The sequence below is a fragment of the Azospirillum sp. genome, from assembly GCF_050789165.1.
In genome coordinates, this window is sequence record NZ_JBOZRT010000135.1 from 1 (window position 1) to 19,634 (window position 19,634).

A 19,634-nucleotide genomic window follows, 5' to 3' on the forward strand; every position below is an offset into this window, starting at 1 on the left:
CGTCAGCGCCCCGACCTGCGTCCGGTCGAACGACGCGACCGCGCTCGTCGCCAGGGTGCGGATGATCGATGTCGACAGCTGCGAAATCTGCGCGGCCGACAGGTACGAGTGCAGGGTGACCATGGAGCCTTTTAACTCCTGGCGCCGGGAGGCATTGTGTTTCCCAAACCGGGCAGGCATTCATCGTCCTGCCCGCCCTGTCATGACACGCGTTATAGAGGATTTCCGGAAAGGTTTATACCGTTTCCGCGCATTCGCCTTTTACGGGCGCCGTTCGCGGACACCCCGCGGCCGGCGTGCGCCGACCACGGGGGCGCGGGCACGTCAGAACGGTCCGCGGAACTGCGTCTGGTACGCCAGCCTGGTGCGCTCCGGATCCGGCGTCCACGGCGCGTCCTTCGGCCGCACCATGGCGTGGATCGTCGCGGCCACCGTGCCGGGGTTCGGGTAGAACTTCGCCTCCAGCACCGGCGACGGCGGGCAGGTCGTCGGCTCGAAGCCGATGCGCTTCACCGCGATGCCGGCGTCGCCGGCGCGTTCCAGCACCTGCGCGACGATCTCGGCGCCGGCCCCGCAGCTGGTCCAGCCATTGTCGGCGACCACCAGCCGCTTGGTGCGGCGGGCGGACTCCACGATGGTGTCGATGTCCAGCGGCGCCAGCCAGATCGGGTCGATCACCTCGGCCGAGACGCCGGCCTCGGCCAGCAGCTCACGGGCGCGCAGGCACTCCACCACCATGTTGGAGATGCCGACCACCGTCACGTCCTCGCCCGGCGCCACCACGCGCGCCTTGCCGGGGCGCACCTCGTACGTGGCCTCGGGCACGTAGGCCTCGGTCGGGTAGAGCAGGCGGTGCTCCATGAAGATGACCGGGTTGTCGTCGCGGATCGCCGCGATCATGCAGCCCTTGACGTCGTGCGCGTTGGAGGGCGCCACCACCTTCAGCCCCGGCACGTGCATGAACATGGAATGCAGCGCCTGCGAGTGCTGGGCGCCCTGCCCCCAGCTCTTGCCGATCATCGAGCGCACGACCAGCGGCACGCTGACCGTGCCGCCGTACATGTAGCTCGCCTTGGCGGCGATGTTGACCAGCTGGTTCATGCACAGCAGCAGGAAGTCCATGCGGATGTGCGTGTGGACCGGGCGCATGCCGGCCATGGCGGCGCCGATGGCGACGCCGGTCATGGCGTCCTCGGACAGCGGCGTGGTGAACACGCGCTCCGCCCCGAACTCCTGCAGCAGGCCGCGGGTCGAGCCCTGGATGCACCTGTGGTCGTCGACGTCGAGGCCGAAGACGAAGACGTTCTCGTCGCGCCGCATCTCCTGCGCGAAGGCCTCGCACAGGGCGTCGACGTAGCGGAGGAGCCGGCCCTCTCCCGGATTAGGCGTAGACGTGGTCATAGAGGTCCTCGGGATCCGGGAAGGGGGTTTCCTCCGCGAAGGCGAAGGCGGCGGCGACGGCCGAGCGGACCTCGGAGTCGATGCGCTCGACCACCGCCGGGTCGAGCATGCGGGCGAGGCGCGGCACCTGGTCGTCCTCGATCCAGGGGATCAGCTCGGCCTGCGAGCGGTAGCCCTGGTCGTAGTCCTGATTGGGGCCGACGTGCTCCTGCCAGCGGTAGCAGTCCACCTCCAGGAACACCGGGCCGCCGCCGTCGCGCATGGCGCGCACCGCCTCCTCGGCCCGGGCGCGCACCTCGAAGACGTCGCCGCTGGTGATGTGGTGGGCCGGAATGCCGTAGGTCGCCACGCGCTCGCACAGGCGGTCGGTGGCCCAGCGCTTGGAGCGCGGCTCGTGGATGGCGTAGCCGTTGTTCTCGCAGACGAAGAGCACCGGCAACTTCTGCAGCGCCGCGAAGTTCAGCGTCTCGGCCAGGCAGCCCTCCTCCGAGGCGCCGTCGCCGAAGAAGCAGGCGACCACGCCGCCCGTCCCCTTGCGCCGGTCCGCCAGCGCGTAGCCGGCGGCGATCGGGATGCTGGTGCCGACCACGGCGGAGCCGCCGATGACGCCGGCCCGGGTGTCCACCAGATGCATGGAGCCGCCGCGGCCCTGCGCGCAGCCGGCCTTCCTGCCGTACATCTCCGCCACCATGGCGGCCATGTCGCCGCCCTTGGCGATGTAGGCGGCGTGGCCGCGGTAGGTGATGGAGACGTGGTCGCGCGGCTGCAGCACGTCGCAGACGCCGACGGACACGAATTCCTGCCCGATGGACAGGTGGACCGGGCTCTTGATCTTGTCGGTGGGGTAGACCCGCGCCACCTCCTCCTCGAGCACCCGGATCAGGCGGAGCTGGTGGTACAGGCGGGTTACCGTCTCCAACGACGGCGTGCCCGCGGCGGCTGCGTTCTGCATTGGCGACACCCGGAAGTTCAGGCGCAGTATACCGGGCTACCTCGAAGGAACAAGCCTGCGCCCCGTGTCTTCTCGGAGACTTCAGTTCTTTCGAGGCGACTCAGGCCGCGCTGTCGGCCTCGACCGGCTGCGGCGCCGGCTGCGGGGCGACGCGCGGGAAGCGGACGACGAAGCGCACGCCGGCGCGCGCCGCCCCGTCCAGCTCGATCCAGCCGCCGAGCCGCGCCGTCACCAGATTGAACACGATGTGCAGGCCGAGGCCGGTGTTGCCCGAGCTGCGCTTGGTGGTGAAGAACGGGTCGAACACCTTGGCGCGGCAGTCGGCCGCAATGCCGCGGCCGTCGTCGGTGTAGACCACCTCCACCGTCCGCGGATCCGGCGTGGAGACGGTGACCAGCAGGTTGCCGGTCTGCCCCTCGCCGAAGCCGTGGTCGAGCGAGTTCATCACCAGATTGGTCAGCACCTGCGCCAGCGCGCCGGGGTAGCCGTCGATCTCGATGCCGTCCGGGCAGTCGATGGACATGACGTGCCCGGCCTTGCGCCACGCCGGCTTGAGGCCGGTCGCCAGATCCTCCAGCCACTCCCGCAGGCGGAACCGGCGCCGGTCGTCGGCGACCTGGTCGCTGGCCAGCTGCTTGAAGCTCTGCACCAGCCCGGCGGCGCGCGCGATGTGCGACTGCACCAGCCCGGTGGTCTCGCGCGCGATGCCGACGTAGCGCTCGAAGTCCACCTTGCGCAGCTTCGCCTCGCCGGACAGCTTCTCCAGCTTCACCGTCTCGTCGCCGAGGTGCGAAGTGGCGGTCAGCGCGATGCCCAGCGGTGTGTTGATCTCGTGCGCCACGCCGGCCACCAGGGAGCCCAGCGAGGCCATCTTCTCCGCCTGCACCAGGTGCGCCTGCGCGGCCTTCAGCTGCTCGTGCGCCACCCGTTCGCTGTCCAGCGCGGCGGTCAGCGCCTCGGTCTGCTCGGCCAGGCGGGCGTTGGCGGCCGACAGCTCCTCGGTCGAGCGGGTCACCGACGTCATCCACTGCGTGAACAGCTGGTAGCCGAAGTAGGAGGCGAAGACGATGATCACCGTCATCACCCAGTAGATCGCCCGCGTCGACTCGACCAGCGTGGCGGCCCCGGACGCCGACGGTGTCTCGAACGCATCGATGTTCAGGCGCACCGACAGGTAGAGGAACAGCAGCACGCCGCCGAGGATCAGCGCCGCCCCACCCAGCGTGTGGCGCGCCGTCACGTCGGCGTGGCCGGCGCCGGCCCAGCGCGTCGAGCGCCAGCGCATCACCGCCGGGCCCAGCAGCGCCAGGGCCGGCGCCACGATGGCGAGGTTCTGCAGGAAGGCGCCCAGCCACCAGCCCTGCCAGATCGGCAGCACCTGCTGGGCGCCGACGTTGCTGGTGGTGATCCAGATGAACGATCCCGTCGAGCCGAACACGCCGCCGACGAAGGACAGCAGCACGAAGAACAGCACCGCGTTCAGCGAGCGCAGGTCGTGCGGCACGGGGATCGCCCGGTAGGCGATGGCGAACACCGCCAGCCCGACCGGATCGGCGAACGCGAAGATCAGCGACCACCCCACCGGCATGCCGGAATACAGCGCCAGCGCCAGCGTCGACAGGTAGGCCGGCAGGAAGCCCCACCAGAAGCCGAACCACAGCACCCAGAAGGCGGCGAAGACCAGCGGCGGATAGATGGTGACGTACACGTCGGTGCCGCCGAAATGCAGCGGCACGCCCGACCACTCGTAGACGATGGAGGCCAGCCCCAGGCCGATGCCGGCGGCGATGGTGGCGAGCCACAGCGCGACGATCAGGATCCGGTCGGAAAGACTCCCACCGTCCCGGAACCCCCGGAGGGACACCGGCCGGTAGATGGTCAGCGCGCTCGGATCGTCCCCGCCCCGCTCGAACATTGTCCCCCGAATACCAGCGCCGGACGCGACCCGGCGTGCCGCAACGCGTGCGGAACGTGTGCGGGGATACTACTCATATTCAGAAAGAGGATCAAAGTCTTTGCGGGGCGTACTACGGCTGAGCACCCTTGCCGCCGCGCCGGCGCGACGGCGGACGGCCGCGTCCCGGCTGGGCCGGCGGCGGCTTCTGGGCGTGGTGGAAATGCGGATGCGCCGCGCCGCCGGCCTCCGCCGGACGGCCCCGGCGGTCGCCGCGCGGCCCCGCCGAGCGGTCGACTCGCTGGGCGTAGCACGAATCGCAGACCCGGAAGCGGTGGTTCGCCTTCAGCCGGGTGCCGCAGGTCGGGCAGGCGCGGGCCAGGCTGCGTTCGGCCAGCGTGCGCTCGATGAAGGCGTTCAGCATGGCCCGGCGCTCCAGGCACAGGTCCATCTCCGGGTACGCCTCCGGGAAGCGGTAGGAGAGCCACGCGTAGGCGGTGAGATCCTTCACCGCGCGCTCCGCCGCCTCCAGCTCGACGTCCGTGCCGACGCGGTGGCTGAACCGTTCGGCCGCTTCCGGCGCCCGGTTGGGCATGCCGCGGCCCTGGTTGAACGCCCATTGCGCCAGCAGCCGCAACTGGTTCTGATCGCGCACGTCGACCGGGCAACGCGCCAGCATGTCGCGGGTGGCAAGCGGCAGCTTCGCCTTGTCCACCGCGGCGGCGGCCTGGATGCGCTGCTCCAGGTCGGTCATACGGAAGGTCTGGCTGGCGCGCAGCAGCTCCTGTCCCGCGGTGCGCAACACCTTGACGAGGCTGTCGGTGTCCAGTTCGCGGGCGATGGCCTCGACGTGGATCAGGTTGGGCGAGATCCAGGAGCGCGGGTCCTCCGGCGGCACCGGCGGCGAGGTCAGCGCCCGGCGGACGGAATTGATGCTCTCGCCCTCCAGCACCGCGACGCGCCCCTCCTCGTGCATGCCGAAGCGCCCTGCCCGGCCGCCGATCTGGCGGATCTCCGAGGCGTTCAGCTCGCGCTCCTCCCGCCCGTCGTACTTGCGGGTGACGGACAGCACGACGCGGGCGATGGGCAGGTTCAGGCCCATGCCGATGGCGTCGGTGGCGACCAGAACGTCGGCCTGCCCCTCGCGGAAGCGCCGCGCCTCGGCGCGCCGCACCTCCGGCGACAGCGCGCCGTAGATCACCGCCACGGTGTGGCCGCGCGCCAGCAGGTCGCGGCGCAGCCCCATCACGTCACGGCGCGAGAAGGCGACGACCGCGTCGTTCTGCTTGACGTTGGAGAGGGCCACCGGCTCCTCCTGCACGCGCAGCGGCGACTTGCGGGTGAACTCGACCACCTCCAGGTCCTCGCCCATGGCATCGGCGAGGCGCTTGACGTAGGGGATGGCGTCGGCCGAGCCGGTCATCAGGATCTCCGGCGCCGCCACGCCGGCCACCGCCTGGGTCCACGCCCAGCCGCGGTCAGGGTCGCCGATCATCTGGATCTCGTCGATGACGCAGGCGCCCCAGACGCGGGCGGTGTTGACCATCTCGATGGTGGAGGACACGAAGCCGGCGCCGGGGCGCACGTCGCGCTCCTCACCGGTCACCAGGCTGCACGCCCGGCCGCGCGTCTCCAGCGCCTCCTGCCCCTCCAGCGCCAGCAGGCGCAGCGGCGCTAGGTAGCAGCCGCTCTCCGCCGCCGCCAGCCGGTCCATGGCGGCGTGCGTCTTGCCGGAGTTGGTCGGGCCGACGAACAGCCGCAGCTTGCGCACCATGGCGCGGGCGGCGGCGAAGCTGTCCAGGTAGACGCCGAGGCCCGACGCGTTCTCCAGCTGCTGGCGCCGCACGCGCTGGCCGATGCGCGCGGCGGCGGTGGAGAAGCCCTCCTCCAGCGCGTCGAGCAGCGCCTGCAAGCGCGGGATGCGGCCGCCGAAGGTGGCGGCGCGGCCGAGGTCGTCGGCCACCGCCTTGGGCCGCCACGCCTCGCCGAAACCGGCGGCGCGCTCCTCCATGGACCGGAACCACGCATCGACACGCGCCTTGGCCTTGGCGATGGCGGGGGAGCCGAGCACCGCCGCCTTCACCTGCTTGCCCAGCAGCTTGGCCTGCGGCCGGCCGAAGCCCTCCGGCGCCACCAGCAGGCCCCACAGCTCCGCCTCCACGTCGGGCAGCGGGCCGACCGGCACGCGGAAACGCAGGCGCAGCCGGCGGTCGGTGCCGGGCACCGTCACGTCGTGCACCACGGTGATCGACCAGCGCGCCGGCGTGGAGTCGGCGTCCACCTCGATGCCGTCGCCGCGCACCACCGCGGCGACCGCGCGCAACGCGTCGCGCCGGTCCCATTCGTCGGCGGTGCCGGGAGTCTTCGGGGTGTCGTCGGAAGCCATCTCTTGTCCTTGGGGCCGTCCTTGGGGCGCGGTCGAATCGCCCGCGGAAAGTAACCCTATATGGGCGGCGGACGCACGCGCAGCAAGCCGAATCCCGCCGAGGTAAACGGGGCCTGCGCCGCGGGCTAACCCGCAAGCCCCCGGGCTTCGCCGAACCCGCCACGGCACCGGCGCCCCCCCTTCCCAACATGACCCCCGGTGCGGCCGACCACTTGGCGCGATCGAAGGGGGTAGTAACGAATCCCGTCTCTCCGAACGCGGCGACGTCATGCAAACTTGAGTAATTGGGACAAGAACACAGTGGGCGCGACTGATTGGTCAGGAGATGCGAATGACAAATCCGCGTGAGGTCCTGACGCTGATCGACAACATCCGGCTTATACATTCGGACGAGCAGCGGCGTGACTTGATTAGATCGTTGGAAAAGGTGGACAGACCGACGATCCTGTCGTTCGTCAATGTCCACGCGGTGAACCTATGCTGGTCGTCGGCAACGGTCTACGACGCCTTCCGGGCGTCGGACGTGGTGCTGCGCGACGGCATCGGCCTGTCGGTCGCCATGAAGGCGCTGGGCATCCAGCCCGGCCTGAACATGAACGGCACCGACTTCATCCCGCTGCTGCTGCAGACCCTGCCCAAGCGCCGGCTCGCCGTCTACGGCACCGCCACGCCGTGGCTGGAGCGCGCCCGCATCCACCTGGAGAACACCACGCCGCACATCATCGCCGACATGCTGCACGGCTTCCACCCCGCCGAGCGCTACCTGGAAAGCGCGCGGCGGCACCGGCCGGACGTCATCGTGCTGGCGATGGGCATGCCGCGCCAGGAGGAGGTGGCGGTGCTGCTCCGCCAATCCCTCGACCACCCCGTGCTGATCGTCAACGGCGGGGCCATCGTCGATTTCATGGCGCGCCGCTTCGACCGCGCCCCGGCCGTCCTCCAGCGCCTCGGCCTGGAATGGGCGTACCGCATGGCGCAGGAGCCGCGCCGCCTCTACCGCCGCTACGTCCACGGCGGCTTCCGCTTCGCCCGCAATCTCATGCTGCTGCGTCGCGCCGCCAGCGCCCGCTCGACCGGCGCCCAAGCACAAGGAGTCTGAGCCTTGGAACAGCTTCCCACCCCCAACCGCGGCGGCCTGCCGGCGATGCAGTCGGCCTGGCCGGCCGCCCCGATGCCGTACCAGCCGGGCGCTTCCGACCAGACGCCGCCGGCGGCCGGGCCTGACATGCGCTTCATCGGCCGGGTGCTGGCCGGGCGCAAGTGGATGATCCTGGGCCTGATGACGGCGGTGACCGGCCTGACCGCCTTCGGCGTGTCGACGCTGTCGGACACCTACACCTCCGAGGCGCTGCTGCTGGTGGACAGCCGGCAGGTGCGCATCGTGCGCGAGACCGAGCAGGTGGTCGGCGCCATGCCGGCCGAGGACGCGGCGATCCTCTCGGAGATCGAGATCCTGAAGTCCGACCACATCCTGAAGACGGTGGTCGCCGACCTCAACCTGATGGGCAACCCCGAGTTCATCAAACCCGTCAAGGAGGAGGCCCCGGGCGAGCCGCTGGCCGCGCAGGCGCTGGGCTTCGTCCAGGACAAGGTCGGCACGGTCTGGGGCGACGCCCCGCCGGAGCAGGTGAAGACGGCGCTGGACTGGGCGAACGGCTACGTCGCCACGCTGCGCGAGCGCGAGCAGAAGGCCGAGGAGCCGGCCGGCAACCCCGACCGCATCCTGGAGCGCCTGCACCGCAAGCTCGAGGTCGGCATCGTCGGCCGCTCGCGCGTGATCCGCATCGCCTACACGGCGAAAAACCCGGAGCTGTCGGCGGCGATCGTCAACGACATCGTCAAGCGCTACATGGAAACCCGCCAGCAGATGGACCGCGAGCTGGCGACCGGCGCCATCGCCTGGCTGGACGAGCGCATCACCAAACTGCGCCAGGAGGTCTCGGCCGCCGAGACCGAGGCCGAGCAGTACCGCTTCAAGTCCGGCCTGCTGAAGGGCGCCACCGGCCCGCTGGCCGTGCAGTCGCTGGAGCAGACCCGCCTGCGCCTGACCGAGGCCGAGGCCAACCGCGCCCGCGCCGTCGCCCAGGCCGACGCGCTGGACCGCGCCGTGCGCGCCGGCAACTGGAACGCCATCGGCGGCTCCATCGTGTCGCCGGTGGTGGCGCAGCTGCGCGCCACGGTCGCCACGCTGCAGACCGAGATGGCGCAGCTGTCCAAGCAGTACGGCCCGCTGCACCCGCGCGTGAAGGAGCTGCAGGCCCGCCTCGGCGAGGCGACCGGCGCCATGCAGAACGAGATCCGGCGCGAGATCAACGGCGTGCGCGAGGCCGCCAACATCGCCGTCGAGCAGGAGAAGGCCCTGCGCGACATGATCGAGAAGATGGAGGGCAAGTACGCCGGCAATCTCAGCGACGAGGGCGTCAAGCTGCGCGCGCTGGAGTCCAACACCACCGCCAAGCGCCAGCTGCTCGAACAGCTGATGGGCCGCCTGGAGGAGGTGAAGGCGCAGCAGGACAACCGCGCCTTCCCGGCCGGCGTCAAGCTGGTGTCGCAGGCCCAGGTGCCGCACGAGCCGTCGGGCCCGATGCGGGTGCTGCTGATCGTCGCCGGCTTCTTCGCCTCGATCCTGCTAGCGGTGGTCGCGGTCTTCGCGCTGGAGCTGATGCAGCGCCGCGTGCACACCCCGGAGGTGATCCGCCGCATCCTGGGCGCCGCCGCCATCCACGTGGTGCCGCACCACCCGGTGAAGAAGAAGAGCGCGCGCCTGTACCAGGTGTTCCAGCGCCATCCCTTCTCGCTGTTCAGCGAATCGCTGCGCGCCCTGTTCCGCAACCATCTGGCGGACCTCGGCCCGGTCGGCTCCATCGCGGTGGCCTCGGCCCGCCCGCAGGACGGCAAGACCTCGATGAGCCTCGCCATCGCCCAGGTCGCCAGCCAGGCCGGCCGGCGCGTGGTGGTGGTGGACACCGACTTCCGCCGCTCGCGCATCGACCACCTGTTCGACACCGGCGGCAAGGCCGGCCTGTCCGACTGGATCGCCGGCAACGTCGCGCTGGACGAGATCATCCACCACAACCCGGAGGTCCCGTTCGCCCTGGTGCCGGCCGGCAAGCTGATGTCCTCGACGCTCGACAAGTTCAACGTGGACTGCGTGATCGAGCTGATGGCGGGCCTCAGCCCCCACTTCGACCTGGTGGTCTTCGACACCGCGCCGGTGCTGGCGGTGTCCGACGCCCGGGTGGTGTGCGCGGCGGCGGCCAAGGTGCTGTTCGTCACCCGCTGGGGCCACACCACCGCCGGCGACCTGCAGGGCGTCGCCGACCTGGGGCCGATCGACTACGACAAGTTCGTCTGCGTGCTGACCGACGTGAACCTGAAGAAGGCGGCGCAGAGCGGCTACGCCGGCCCGTACCGCAACTACGAGGCCACCAAGAAGTACTACGGCGAGCCGACCCGCCTGCGCGCGGTGCGGTGAGTCACTCCCCTCTCCCCTTGCGGGAGAGGGGCGGGGGGAGAAGGGGATGGAAACTTGGCCGGTTTCACCGGCGCCACCCTCTCCCCAACCCCTCTCCCGTCAAGGGAGAGGGGCTATCCGTTTCTAGAGGAGCCCCCTCATGGACACCTCCTTCAGCCGCCGCGACCTGTTCGGCGTGCTGGCCGGCGTGCTGTGGACCGCCGGCTGCGCCCAGGCCTTCGACGGCGAGGCGCTGCAGCCGCCGCTGGTTCCCGTCGCCGGGCCGGGGCCGACCCTGCGCGACGTCTGCCGCAGCCGCGGCATCCGCCACGGCGCCGCCCGCGACCACGTCATCCTGCCCGACGATCCCGAACTCGACCGGCTGATGGCGCAGGAATGCGACCTCGTGGTGCCGGAGAACGGCGGCAAGTGGGCGGTGCTGCAGCCGCAGGAGGGCAACTGGGACTGGCGCCGCTTCGACCGCGCCGTCGCCGACGCCCGCCGCTTCGGCGCCGTCCCGGCGTGGCACTGCATGCTGTGGCAGCACATGGGCATGCCCGAGTACATGAAGCTGCCCATCGACCTCATGTCCGAACTGCGCATCGGCGAGCCCGCCTACTTCTCCCCCGAGGGCACGCTGGCGCCGGAAAACCACTGGCAGCGCTTCACCGGCTACGTCGCCGCCGTCCGCGAGCGCTACGGCGACGCGTTCTGGCGCATCGACGTCGCCAACGAGGTGTTCTTCTGGGAGACCGAATCCTCCCACCCGCACCAGCAGGACGCTTACGGCTTCCGCCGCGGCATGTGGTGGGTGGCGGCCGGCGGGGACAAGGGGCCGGAATGGCTCGACCCGTTCTTCCACCACGCGCGCACGACCTTCCCCTCGGCCAAGCTGGTGATCAACGACTTCGGCATCGAGTTGGCGGAGGGCTGGCAGCAGCGCAAGCGCGCCTACATGCTGCGCTGGCTGACCGACGCGGTGAAGCGCGGCGTGCCCATCGACGGGCTGGGCCTGCAGAGCCACCTGTTCGCCGGCAAGCCCTACGACCGCGACGGCATGCGGACCTTCCTGCGCGCGGTGGACAAGCTGGGCATCCCCATCCACGTCACCGAGTTGGACGTCGACGAGCGGCACCTGCCGCGCCACTGGAGCCGCGAGGACAAGGACCGCGCCATCGCCTGGACGGCGCAGGAGTACCTGCGCGACGTGGCGGCCAACGCCACCCTGGTCGAGGTGACGTGGTGGCACCTGCGCTCCGATCTCAACTGGCTGGCGACGGAGCTGCGGGAGTTGAAGCCCAACCCCTCGCCCTTCGACGCCGCCTCGCAGCCGCTGCCGCTCTACCACGCCGCCGCGCGGGCGCTGGAGGGCGCGGCGCGCCGGGCGTGACGGGGTAGTCCGGAGGGCGCCCCTACCCCTCCCGATTTCGCCGCGCCGGTGCCCCGCAAGAGGGGCCGGGCCGGCCGGGAGGGGCTCCCATATCAGGCTTCGCATCGCCGAATTCGCACGAGAGGCAGACCGTGAACACCCAAAGCGGCCATCATCTTGTCGAGCGTTACAAGAAGAAGTTCGGCCTTTCCCCGCAGCATCCGCTGAACGAGCAGATGGTGCTCGGCCACTGGGACCTGGAGCGCCGGCTGGCCGGCGAGCTGCTCGCCTCCAGCCCGGAAACCCGCTGGGACGTGTTCGAGCGCTGCTACACCACGCTGTACCGCGAGTGTCCCTGGTTGAACGACGGCGTCGACACGTCGGACTACGACGACGACCTGGACTTCGGGCATTTCCTGAAGCTGCTGGACGGCGTGCGGGACGTCTACGAGATCGGCTCGGGTAAGGCACGCCTGCTCAGCTACCTGGCGCGGCACGGCTTCCAGTGCGTCGCCACGGAGATCACCCGCGAGCGCGGCGCCCGCTACGTCGATCCGCAGGCGGCCGTGCAGTGGCGCACCACCGACGGCGTCAACCTGACCAAGTTCGAAGAGCCCGGCAGCTTCGACGCGGTGATCTCCACCCACGTCATCGAGCACTACCACCCCGACGACTTCCTGCCGCACCTGAAGAACGTCCACGCGCTGCTGCGCCCGGAGGGACGCTACGTCTTCAACATGCCGCACAAGTTCGCCGGCCCGATGGACCTGTCGGAGGTGTTCGGCCTGTACGAGGCGGTGTGCATGCACCTGCGCGAGTACACCTGGGCCGAGACCGTCACCGCCTGCCGCAAGGCCGGCTTCACCCGGATGGAGGCGGTCTACGTGGCACCCCGCGGCCTGCGCCGCCGGTTGCCGGTGAAGAGCTTCTCCGGCCCCGGCTACCTCGCCTACGTGCGCACGGTGGAGGCGATGCTGGGCCTGCTGCCGGTCGGCATGCGGCACGCCGTCGCCAAGCGCGGCGCCGCCTTCCTGTTCCGCCCCGAGGTCTTCATGGTCGCCCACAAGGGCTGACGCGCGGGCCGTGAACGCCGGCCGGACGCCATCCCGTCCGGCCGGCGTTCGCGCGTCGCGCCGTTAACCGTAATGACCCTTGAACGCATATGCCAGCACCGCTTCGGCACCCGGCCGAACAGGCCGCGGCGACCGCACCGCGACCCGCTGTGACCAAAAAAAGCCGCGGAAACCCTGGCCTGAACACCACACCGTGGCAGATTCGCCATAGGAAAGCGGCGTCGCTCCCGCCCCATTTTTACCACAACTTCGAGCTGCTTTTCCCTAAAATTTGAAAGATCGCATTAACCATTGGGGTCCAGTCTGCCCTCACCAGATCAACGGAATGAAGGGCACAGACCCATGGCCACCACCTCGACCAAGTTCGTCATCAACGCCTATGGGCAGTCCGCTGGCGGCGTGTTCCCCCACCTCCGCCTGCTGGTCGATGGCAAGGAGGTCGGTCAGGCGACCGTGAGCGCCACCAGCCCGACCACTTACACCTTCACCGCCGATGTCGAGGCCTCGCAGGCCCACAAGGTGCAGGTCCATTACGACAACGACGCCACCGTGAACGGCCAGGACCGCAACCTGTACGTCAAGTCGATCTCGGTGAACGGCAACACGCTGTCGCCCACCCAGGCCACCTACGACCGCTACGCGCTGGACGGCAAGGACGTCGTCGCCGGGCAGGAAGGCATGTGGTGGGAGGGCGCGCTGACCTTCGCGACGCCGTCGAGCTACTACCCGGCTCCGGTCGTCACCAACCCGCCGCCGGCCACCGGCAGCTCGACCATCGTCGTCAACGCGCAGGCCAACGTCGCGAACGGCGTCGGCGCGCACTTCAACCTGCTGGTCGATGGCGTGAAGGTCGGCGAGGGCATGACCTCCCTCACCGCCAAGGACTACACCTTCACCACCAACGCCGCCGCCGGCGTCGGCCACAAGGTGCAGGTCCAGTACGACAACGACATGGCCGGCCGCGACCTGATCGTCAACAAGGTCACCATCAACGGCAACGCCCACACGGCGACCGAGAGCATCGTCAGCTACGACAAGGGTGCGCTCGACGGCAAGGACGTCGTCGCCGGCCAGGCCGGCATGTGGTGGAACGGCACGCTGGTGTTCAACGCCCCGGCCAGCGACTTCCCGGGCGGCAGCACGGGCAACCCGAACAACCCGACCCCGACCACGCCGTCGCTGACGGTGAACGACGTGACGGTGACCGAGCCGGGCATGACCACCGGCGGCACCGGCATCGCGCCGGGCTTCCTGTCCACCAAGGGCGGCCAGATCATCGACAGCGCCGGCAACGCCGTGAAGCTGACCGGCGTCAACTGGTTCGGCGCCGAGGGCTACGCCTTCGCCCCGCAGGGCCTGTGGATGGACAGCTACCAGAACCACATGGACAAGATGAAGGATCTGGGCCTCAACGTCATCCGCCTGCCCTGGTCCGATGCCATGCTGGACGGCGGCGGCCGGATGCCGACGGGCATCGACTACTCCAAGAACCCGGACCTCAAGGGCCTGAACTCGCTCCAGGTGTTCGACAAGATCATCGACTACGCCGGCAAGATCGGCATGAAGATCATCCTCGACCACCACCGCTCGGATGACGGCGCCTCGGCCAACGAGAACGGCCTGTGGTACACGTCGGCCCATCCGGAATCGACGATGATCGCCAACTGGAAGATGCTGGCCCAGCGCTACGCCGGCAAGGACGCGGTCATCGGCGCCGACCTGCACAACGAGCCGCACAACCCCACCACCTGGGGCGACGGCGGTCCCAACGACTGGGCCCGCGCGGCCGAGCGCATCGGCAACGCCGTGCAGTCGGTCAACAAGGACTGGCTGCTGATCGTCGAGGGCAACGAGGTCTACAACAACAACTGGTACTGGTGGGGCGGCAACCTGCTGGGCCAGAAGAACTACGACGTCAAGTTCTCGGCCGACCCGTCCAAGCTGGTCTACTCGGTGCACGACTACGGCCCGTCGCTGCACATGATGAGCTGGTTCAACGACGCCAACTTCCCGAACAACATGCCGGCGAAGTGGACGGACATGTGGGGCCGCCTGATCCAGAACGACCAGCACCCGGTGCTGGTGGGCGAGTTCGGCTCGCGCATGGAAACCAGCATGGACAAGGCGTGGATGCCCAAGCTGGTGCAGTACATGAACGGCGACTGGGACGGCAACGGCACCATCGACCTGAAGGCCGGCCAGCAGGGCGCCAGCTGGACCTACTGGGCCTGGAGCCCCGGTTCGGGCGACACCGGCGGCCTCATGAACGACAGCTGGCAGGTCGATTACAACAAGTACAACGCCATCAAGGCCGGCCTGTTCTCCGGCAGCACGGCCACGCCGGGCGTGACCGACGCGCTGTTCACGGTGAAGCTGTCCTCGGCTGCGACCAGCACGGTGAAGGTCAACTACACCACGGTGGACGGCACCGCCAAGGCCGGCTCCGACTACACCGCCGCCTCCGGCACGCTGACCTTCAACCCGGGCGAGACCACCAAGACGGTCGCCGTCAAGGTGCTGGGCGACAACGTGGCCGAGGGCACGGAGACCTTCTCGCTGAAGCTCTCCGCCGCGACCGGCGCGACGCTGGCCGACGACACCGGCCTGGGCACCATCAACCAGGCGGCGTCCGCGGCCGCCGCGTCGGTGGAGCAGTTCCTGGTGGCCCAGGCCGCCCAGGAGGCCCCGGCGGTCAGCCACGACACGATGCTGGCGTCCGCCGCGTCCACCCTGCCGACGAGCATGGACGCCTTCCACATCGACGCCCTGCACGACGTCGATCCGATCTACATCCACTAAGCGCGAGACACCGCACGAGGGCCGGCAGCTCCAGGGCTGCCGGCCCTTTTCTTATGCGGACGCCTCGTCCTCGCCCTTGCGCTCCAGCACGGCGGCGAAGAAGCCGTCGGTGTCGTGCTTGGCCGGCATCAGGCGCAGGTACGGCCCCTCGGCCGGCGGGGTGCCGTGGTTCTCCTCGGCCCACACCTCAGCCACCGGCTTGACGGTGAAGTCCGGGTGGGTCTCCAGGAAGGCCGCGACCTGGTTCTCGTTCTCCTCGGCCAGCAGCGAGCAGGTGGCGTAGACCAGCCGCCCGCCCGGCTTCACCAGCCGCGCCGCGCTGTCCAGGATGTTCGCCTGCAGCGGCAGCAGCTGCTCCAGCCCCGGCCCGAGCTGGCGCCAGCGGCTGTCCGGGTTGCGCCGCCACGTGCCGGTGCCGGAGCACGGGGCATCCACCAGCACGCGGTCGAACTTGCGCTTATGGCGCTTCACCCAGGGGTCGCGCTCGCTGGTCAGCGGGTGCGCCTCGATGTTGTGCAGGCCGGCGCGGCGGAAGCGCTCGGCCGCCCGCTTCAGGCGCTTGTCGAGCACGTCGCAGGCGACCACCCGGCCCTTGTTGTTCATCAGCGCCGCCATGGCCAGCGTCTTGCCGCCGGCGCCGGCGCAGAAGTCCACCACCTGGTGCCCCGGCTTGGGCGACACCGCGAAGGCGACGAGCTGCGAGCCCTCGTCCTGGATCTCCACCAGCCCGTTCTTGAAGGCGTCGGTCGCCGCCAGCGCGGGCCGTCCCTTGACGCGCAGCCCCAGCGGCGACCATTGCGTGTCCTCCGCCGCGATGCCGGCCTTCTCCAGCGCCTTCTTCGCGCTCTCGCGGTTGGCCTTCACCGGGTTGATGCGCAGGTCGAGCGGGGCGGCGTCGAGCAGCGCCGTCATCTCCCGCTCGAAGCGGTCGCCCAGCGCGCCGCGCATCGGCTGCTCGGCCCAGGGCGGGCACTCGACGCGCACGCACTCGGGCATCGCCGGGTGTTCCAGCGTGTGGGTGTCCAGCGCGTGGATCAGCTTCTTCTCGTCGGGCTCCAGCGCGGCCGGCGCGAACTTGCCGCCGCTGAACAGCTCGTCCACGGTGGCGGCGCGCTTGCCCTCGGCCAGGATGGCGTTGGCGATGACGCGGGCGCGCGGGCCGGTCTCATGCCCCTCCTTCTCCAGCCACCACGACAGGCGCGCGTGGCGGCGCAGGATGGCGTAGGCGGTCTCGGCCACTGCGCTGCGGTCCTTGGCGCCGATGAAGCGGCGGGCGCGGAAGTACGCGCTCATCACCGCGTCGGCGGGGCGGGGGGTGGCGTCGATCTCGGTCAACAGGTCGATCACCGCCTGGAGGCGGGCAGCGGGCGTCATAAGGGCTCCTTTCGGGAAGGGCTTCTCGATAACCCGTTTGTCCGCATCTTGTCATCCCCCGAGTCGACCGCGCGGACCTTCACCCCTGCAACCCCGAAAAATTGAAGTGGATGCGACCATTTCGTTCGTGGTAACACGAAATAAGGAAAATCAACGGGTTGCACAGCAACACTCGAAACAATCGACGCGCATGGTCTGTGACATCGTCACCCGTAGACTGCGTTCCACCGCGCTTCGTTGACGATTATTAAACCTCCCCCGTAAAAAAGATGAGCAACGCCGGTTGCCGCCAGACGAGCGGCAAGACGACGGCGGCTTCTCAACGCTGGAACCGGCGCTGGCCGGCAAGGGGATCGCGATGGCGCAATCGGCGGGATGCGGGGTGCGGCGTGTACTGGCGCGGGTGTCCTGCCTTCTGGCGATGGGGCTCGCGGCGTGCACCACCACGGGCGATCGCCCGGTCGCCCAGGGCGGGTCCTCGGCGCACCCGCCGGTCAGCCTGGACCTGATCGCCGCCGACTTCCGCACCCTGCCCGGCTGGGCTGAGGACGACCACGCCGAGGCGCTGGCCGCCTTCCACCGCAGCTGCGACTGGCTCCGCGGCCAGTCGCCCGACCGCCGCCTGGGCAAGGCCGGCACGGTGGGCGACTGGCAGCCGGCGTGCGCCGCCGCCCGCACCCTGCCCGCCGGCGACCGCGAGGCCGCCCGCACCTTCTTCGAGACGCACTTCACCCCCGTCTCGCTCGGCGGCGGCACCGAAGGGCTGTTCACCGGCTATTACGAGGCCGAGCTGCACGGCTCCTGGACGCGCACCGACCGCTACACCGTCCCGCTCTACCGCACCCCGCCGCGGACCAAGCGCGGCATCCCCACGCGCGAGCGCATCGTCAACGGCGCCTTGAAGGGCAAGGGGCTGGAGCTGCTGTGGGTGGACGACCCCATCGACGCCTTCTTCCTGGAGATCCAGGGCTCTGGCCGCATCCGCATGACCGACGGCAGCGTCATCGGCGTGCACTACGCCGGGCAGAACGGCCGCCCCTACTACCCCATCGGCCGCCACCTGATCGACGAGGGGATCGCCACGCCGGAGCAGGTGACGCTGCAACTCATCCGCTCCTGGCTGAAGGCGAACCCGGGCCAGGCGAAGCGGGTGATGAACATGAACCAGAGCTACGTGTTCTTCCGCACCCGCGACAGCGACGTCGGCGCCCGCGGCGCCCTCAACACGCGCCTCGTCCCCGGCCGCAGCCTGGCGGTGGACCCGAGCCACGTGCCCTTGGGCGTGCCGCTGTGGCTGGAAGCCAAGGATGTGCCGGTGCCCGGTGGCGAGATCCGGCGCCTCGTCGTCGCGCAGGACACCGGCGGCGCCATCAAGGGCGAGGTGCGCGGCGACCTGTTCTGGGGACCCGGCGCCGAGGCGGCCGACGCCGCCGGCCTGATGAAGGCGCGCGGCCGCTACACCATGCTGGTGCCGCGCCGCTCGGTGCAGACGGCGCAGCGGTAGCATCGTGCTCGTCCGCCTGACCAAGCTGCCCGACCCGTCGGCGGCGCTGCGCGCGCTGGAGGAGATCTTCTTCCTCTCCGCCGCGCGCACCGAGTTCACGTCGCCCGAGGCCCGCGCGGCGTTCCTCCGCACCTGGACCGGCTGGTACGTCGAGAACGCGCCCTGGGACATCTGGTTCTGGCGCGACGACGACGGCTCCTTCGGCGGCTACCTGACCGGCTGCCTGGACAGCGCGGACGCCGAGGGACTGTTCGAGACGATCCCGAGATACGCCACCTTCGACGACCTGTTCCCGCGTTTCCCCGCGCACCTGCACGTCAACGTCCGGCCGGAGCGCCGCGGCCAGGGCATCGGCCAGCGTCTGGTCGAGCGCTTCGTCGAGGACTGCGTCGCCGAGGGCATCCCCGGCGTGCACGTCGTCACCGCCGACGGCATGCGCAACGTCGGCTTCTACAACCGCCTGGGCTTCACCGAGGCGGTGCTGCGCAAACCCCTGCTGTTCCTCGGGAGACCCCTGTGAAGACGGCCTTGAAGCGCCGGGCGTTCCTTGCCGGAATGGCCGCCCTGCCCGCCTTCCCCGCGCACGCCAGGGAGCTGAGCTGGGTCGCCACGCACGGCCACGCCGGGTTCCTCACCGCGCAGCTCTACCCCGGCGCCAGCCTGACGCTGCACCCCGAGGCGCTGACCGAGAACATCGTCGCGCTGACCATCGACGACGGCCCCGACACCGCCCACGATCCGGAGATCCGCCGCATCCTGCGCGCGTACGGGGTGCCGGCGACCTATTTCCTGGTCGGCCGCCACGCGCAGCGCCACGCCCGCCTGGTTCGCGAGATCGCCGACGACGGCCACGAGATCGGCAACCACACCTGGAGCCACCGCCGGCTGATCCACTGCACGCCCGAGGAGCAGGCCATCGAGCTGCGCCGCACCAGCGCGCTGCTGGAGACGATCACCGGCCGGCCGACGCGCTGGTTCCGCCCGCCCTTCGGCTCCTACGACGAGCACACGCTGGGCATCGCCCGCGCCGCCGGCCTGGAGACGATGCTGTGGACGGCGGACAGCCAGGACTACCGCGACCATCCGCCCGTGGTGATCGAGGAGCGGGTGATGCGCGGCCTCACGCCCGGCGCCGTGGTGCTGATGCACTCCAACCACGCCGGCACGGTGGCGGCGCTGCCGCGGATCCTGGAGCGCGCGAAGGACGAGCGCTTCCGCTTCGTCACGCTGACCGAGTGGAAGGCCCAGATGGAGCGTGCGGCGGCGTGATCATTAGGGAATCCCTCCCCCGCCTCCGGCGGGGGAGGATAGGAGGGGGCAACGGCCTGCGTGGCAGACGTTGATTCTCGTGCACGCCGCTGGCCCCCCCCAAAAACACCCCCACCCGGGGGGGGGGGGGGGGCGGGAAGCCCCCGCCCCCGCCCGCGC

General features: G+C 70.1%; 13 protein-coding genes. 8 read left to right on the forward strand and 5 right to left on the reverse strand.

The window, feature by feature from the left end; genetic code table 11:
- Positions 1-324 precede the first annotated feature (324 nt).
- From ACRWK7_RS28875 to ACRWK7_RS28890, 4 genes are all read right to left on the reverse strand, one after another.
- On the reverse strand, positions 325-1,401 hold the full coding sequence (locus ACRWK7_RS28875) for an alpha-ketoacid dehydrogenase subunit beta (RefSeq protein ID WP_431860256.1): 1,077 nt from the start codon (positions 1,399-1,401) through the stop codon (positions 325-327).
- Positions 1,382-2,353: a thiamine pyrophosphate-dependent dehydrogenase E1 component subunit alpha gene (locus ACRWK7_RS28880; protein ID WP_431860258.1), complete on the reverse strand. Its 972-nt coding sequence runs from the start codon at positions 2,351-2,353 to the stop codon at positions 1,382-1,384. Before ACRWK7_RS28880 ends, ACRWK7_RS28875 begins: the two co-directional genes overlap by 20 nt.
- 100 nt (positions 2,354-2,453) lie before the next feature.
- Positions 2,454-4,268: an ATP-binding protein gene (locus ACRWK7_RS28885; protein ID WP_431860260.1), complete on the reverse strand. Its 1,815-nt coding sequence runs from the start codon at positions 4,266-4,268 to the stop codon at positions 2,454-2,456.
- Between the two features lie 112 nt (positions 4,269-4,380).
- Complete coding sequence (locus ACRWK7_RS28890) at positions 4,381-6,633, reverse strand: helicase-related protein (protein WP_431860262.1); 2,253 nt, start codon at positions 6,631-6,633, stop codon at positions 4,381-4,383.
- 331 nt (positions 6,634-6,964) lie between these two features.
- Between ACRWK7_RS28890 and ACRWK7_RS28895 the strand changes: the two genes are divergently transcribed.
- The 5 genes from ACRWK7_RS28895 (at position 6,965) to ACRWK7_RS28915 (ending at position 15,328) form a co-directional block, all read left to right on the forward strand.
- Complete coding sequence (locus tag ACRWK7_RS28895; RefSeq protein WP_431860264.1) at positions 6,965-7,732, forward strand: WecB/TagA/CpsF family glycosyltransferase; 768 nt, start codon at positions 6,965-6,967, stop codon at positions 7,730-7,732.
- Positions 7,733-7,735: 3 nt separating this feature from the next.
- A complete protein-coding gene (locus tag ACRWK7_RS28900; RefSeq protein WP_431860266.1) occupies positions 7,736-10,108 on the forward strand; it encodes a GumC family protein in 2,373 nt (790 codons plus the stop codon).
- Positions 10,109-10,247: 139 nt separating this feature from the next.
- Complete coding sequence (locus ACRWK7_RS28905; RefSeq protein WP_431860268.1) at positions 10,248-11,477, forward strand: endo-1,4-beta-xylanase; 1,230 nt, start codon at positions 10,248-10,250, stop codon at positions 11,475-11,477.
- Positions 11,478-11,608: 131 nt separating this feature from the next.
- Entirely contained in the window at positions 11,609-12,529 is a 921-nt protein-coding gene (locus ACRWK7_RS28910) for a class I SAM-dependent methyltransferase (protein ID WP_431860270.1), read from the forward strand.
- A gap of 342 nt (positions 12,530-12,871) precedes the next feature.
- Positions 12,872-15,328 carry a cellulase family glycosylhydrolase gene (locus ACRWK7_RS28915; protein WP_431860271.1) on the forward strand — a complete coding sequence of 819 codons (2,457 nt, stop codon included), beginning with the start codon at positions 12,872-12,874 and terminating at the stop codon, positions 15,326-15,328.
- Between the two features lie 51 nt (positions 15,329-15,379).
- Here the strand turns inward: ACRWK7_RS28915 and ACRWK7_RS28920 are convergent, their stop codons facing one another.
- On the reverse strand, positions 15,380-16,702 hold the full coding sequence (locus ACRWK7_RS28920) for an RsmB/NOP family class I SAM-dependent RNA methyltransferase (protein ID WP_431860273.1): 1,323 nt from the start codon (positions 16,700-16,702) through the stop codon (positions 15,380-15,382).
- A gap of 283 nt (positions 16,703-16,985) precedes the next feature.
- On the opposite strand from ACRWK7_RS28920, the gene mltA reads away from it, so the two are divergent.
- The 3 genes from mltA to ACRWK7_RS28935 are packed head-to-tail and all read left to right on the forward strand — an operon-like array spanning position 16,986 to position 19,475.
- Positions 16,986-18,206, forward strand: a complete 1,221-nt coding sequence (mltA, locus tag ACRWK7_RS28925; RefSeq protein ID WP_431860275.1) for a murein transglycosylase A — start codon at positions 16,986-16,988, stop codon at positions 18,204-18,206.
- 4 nt (positions 18,207-18,210) lie between these two features.
- Entirely contained in the window at positions 18,211-18,726 is a 516-nt protein-coding gene (locus ACRWK7_RS28930; protein ID WP_431860277.1) for a GNAT family N-acetyltransferase, read from the forward strand.
- A complete protein-coding gene (locus ACRWK7_RS28935) occupies positions 18,723-19,475 on the forward strand; it encodes a polysaccharide deacetylase family protein (RefSeq protein ID WP_431860280.1) in 753 nt (250 codons plus the stop codon). Before ACRWK7_RS28930 ends, ACRWK7_RS28935 begins: the two co-directional genes overlap by 4 nt.
- Positions 19,476-19,634 lie beyond the last annotated feature (159 nt).

What these genes read in the sequence shown, in the direction of transcription:
- ACRWK7_RS28880 (WP_431860258.1), bottom strand. Translation starts at nt 2,353, where the DNA reads ATGCAGAACGCAGCCGCCGCGGGCACGCCGTCGTTGGAGACGGTAACC.
- ACRWK7_RS28885 (WP_431860260.1), bottom strand. Translation starts at nt 4,268, where the DNA reads ATGTTCGAGCGGGGCGGGGACGATCCGAGCGCGCTGACCATCTACCGG.
- ACRWK7_RS28895 (WP_431860264.1), top strand. Translation starts at nt 6,965, where the DNA reads ATGACAAATCCGCGTGAGGTCCTGACGCTGATCGACAACATCCGGCTT.
- ACRWK7_RS28920 (WP_431860273.1), bottom strand. Translation starts at nt 16,702, where the DNA reads ATGACGCCCGCTGCCCGCCTCCAGGCGGTGATCGACCTGTTGACCGAG.
- ACRWK7_RS28875 (WP_431860256.1), bottom strand. Translation starts at nt 1,401, where the DNA reads ATGACCACGTCTACGCCTAATCCGGGAGAGGGCCGGCTCCTCCGCTAC.
- ACRWK7_RS28915 (WP_431860271.1), top strand. Translation starts at nt 12,872, where the DNA reads ATGGCCACCACCTCGACCAAGTTCGTCATCAACGCCTATGGGCAGTCC.
- ACRWK7_RS28890 (WP_431860262.1), bottom strand. Translation starts at nt 6,633, where the DNA reads ATGGCTTCCGACGACACCCCGAAGACTCCCGGCACCGCCGACGAATGG.
- ACRWK7_RS28905 (WP_431860268.1), top strand. Translation starts at nt 10,248, where the DNA reads ATGGACACCTCCTTCAGCCGCCGCGACCTGTTCGGCGTGCTGGCCGGC.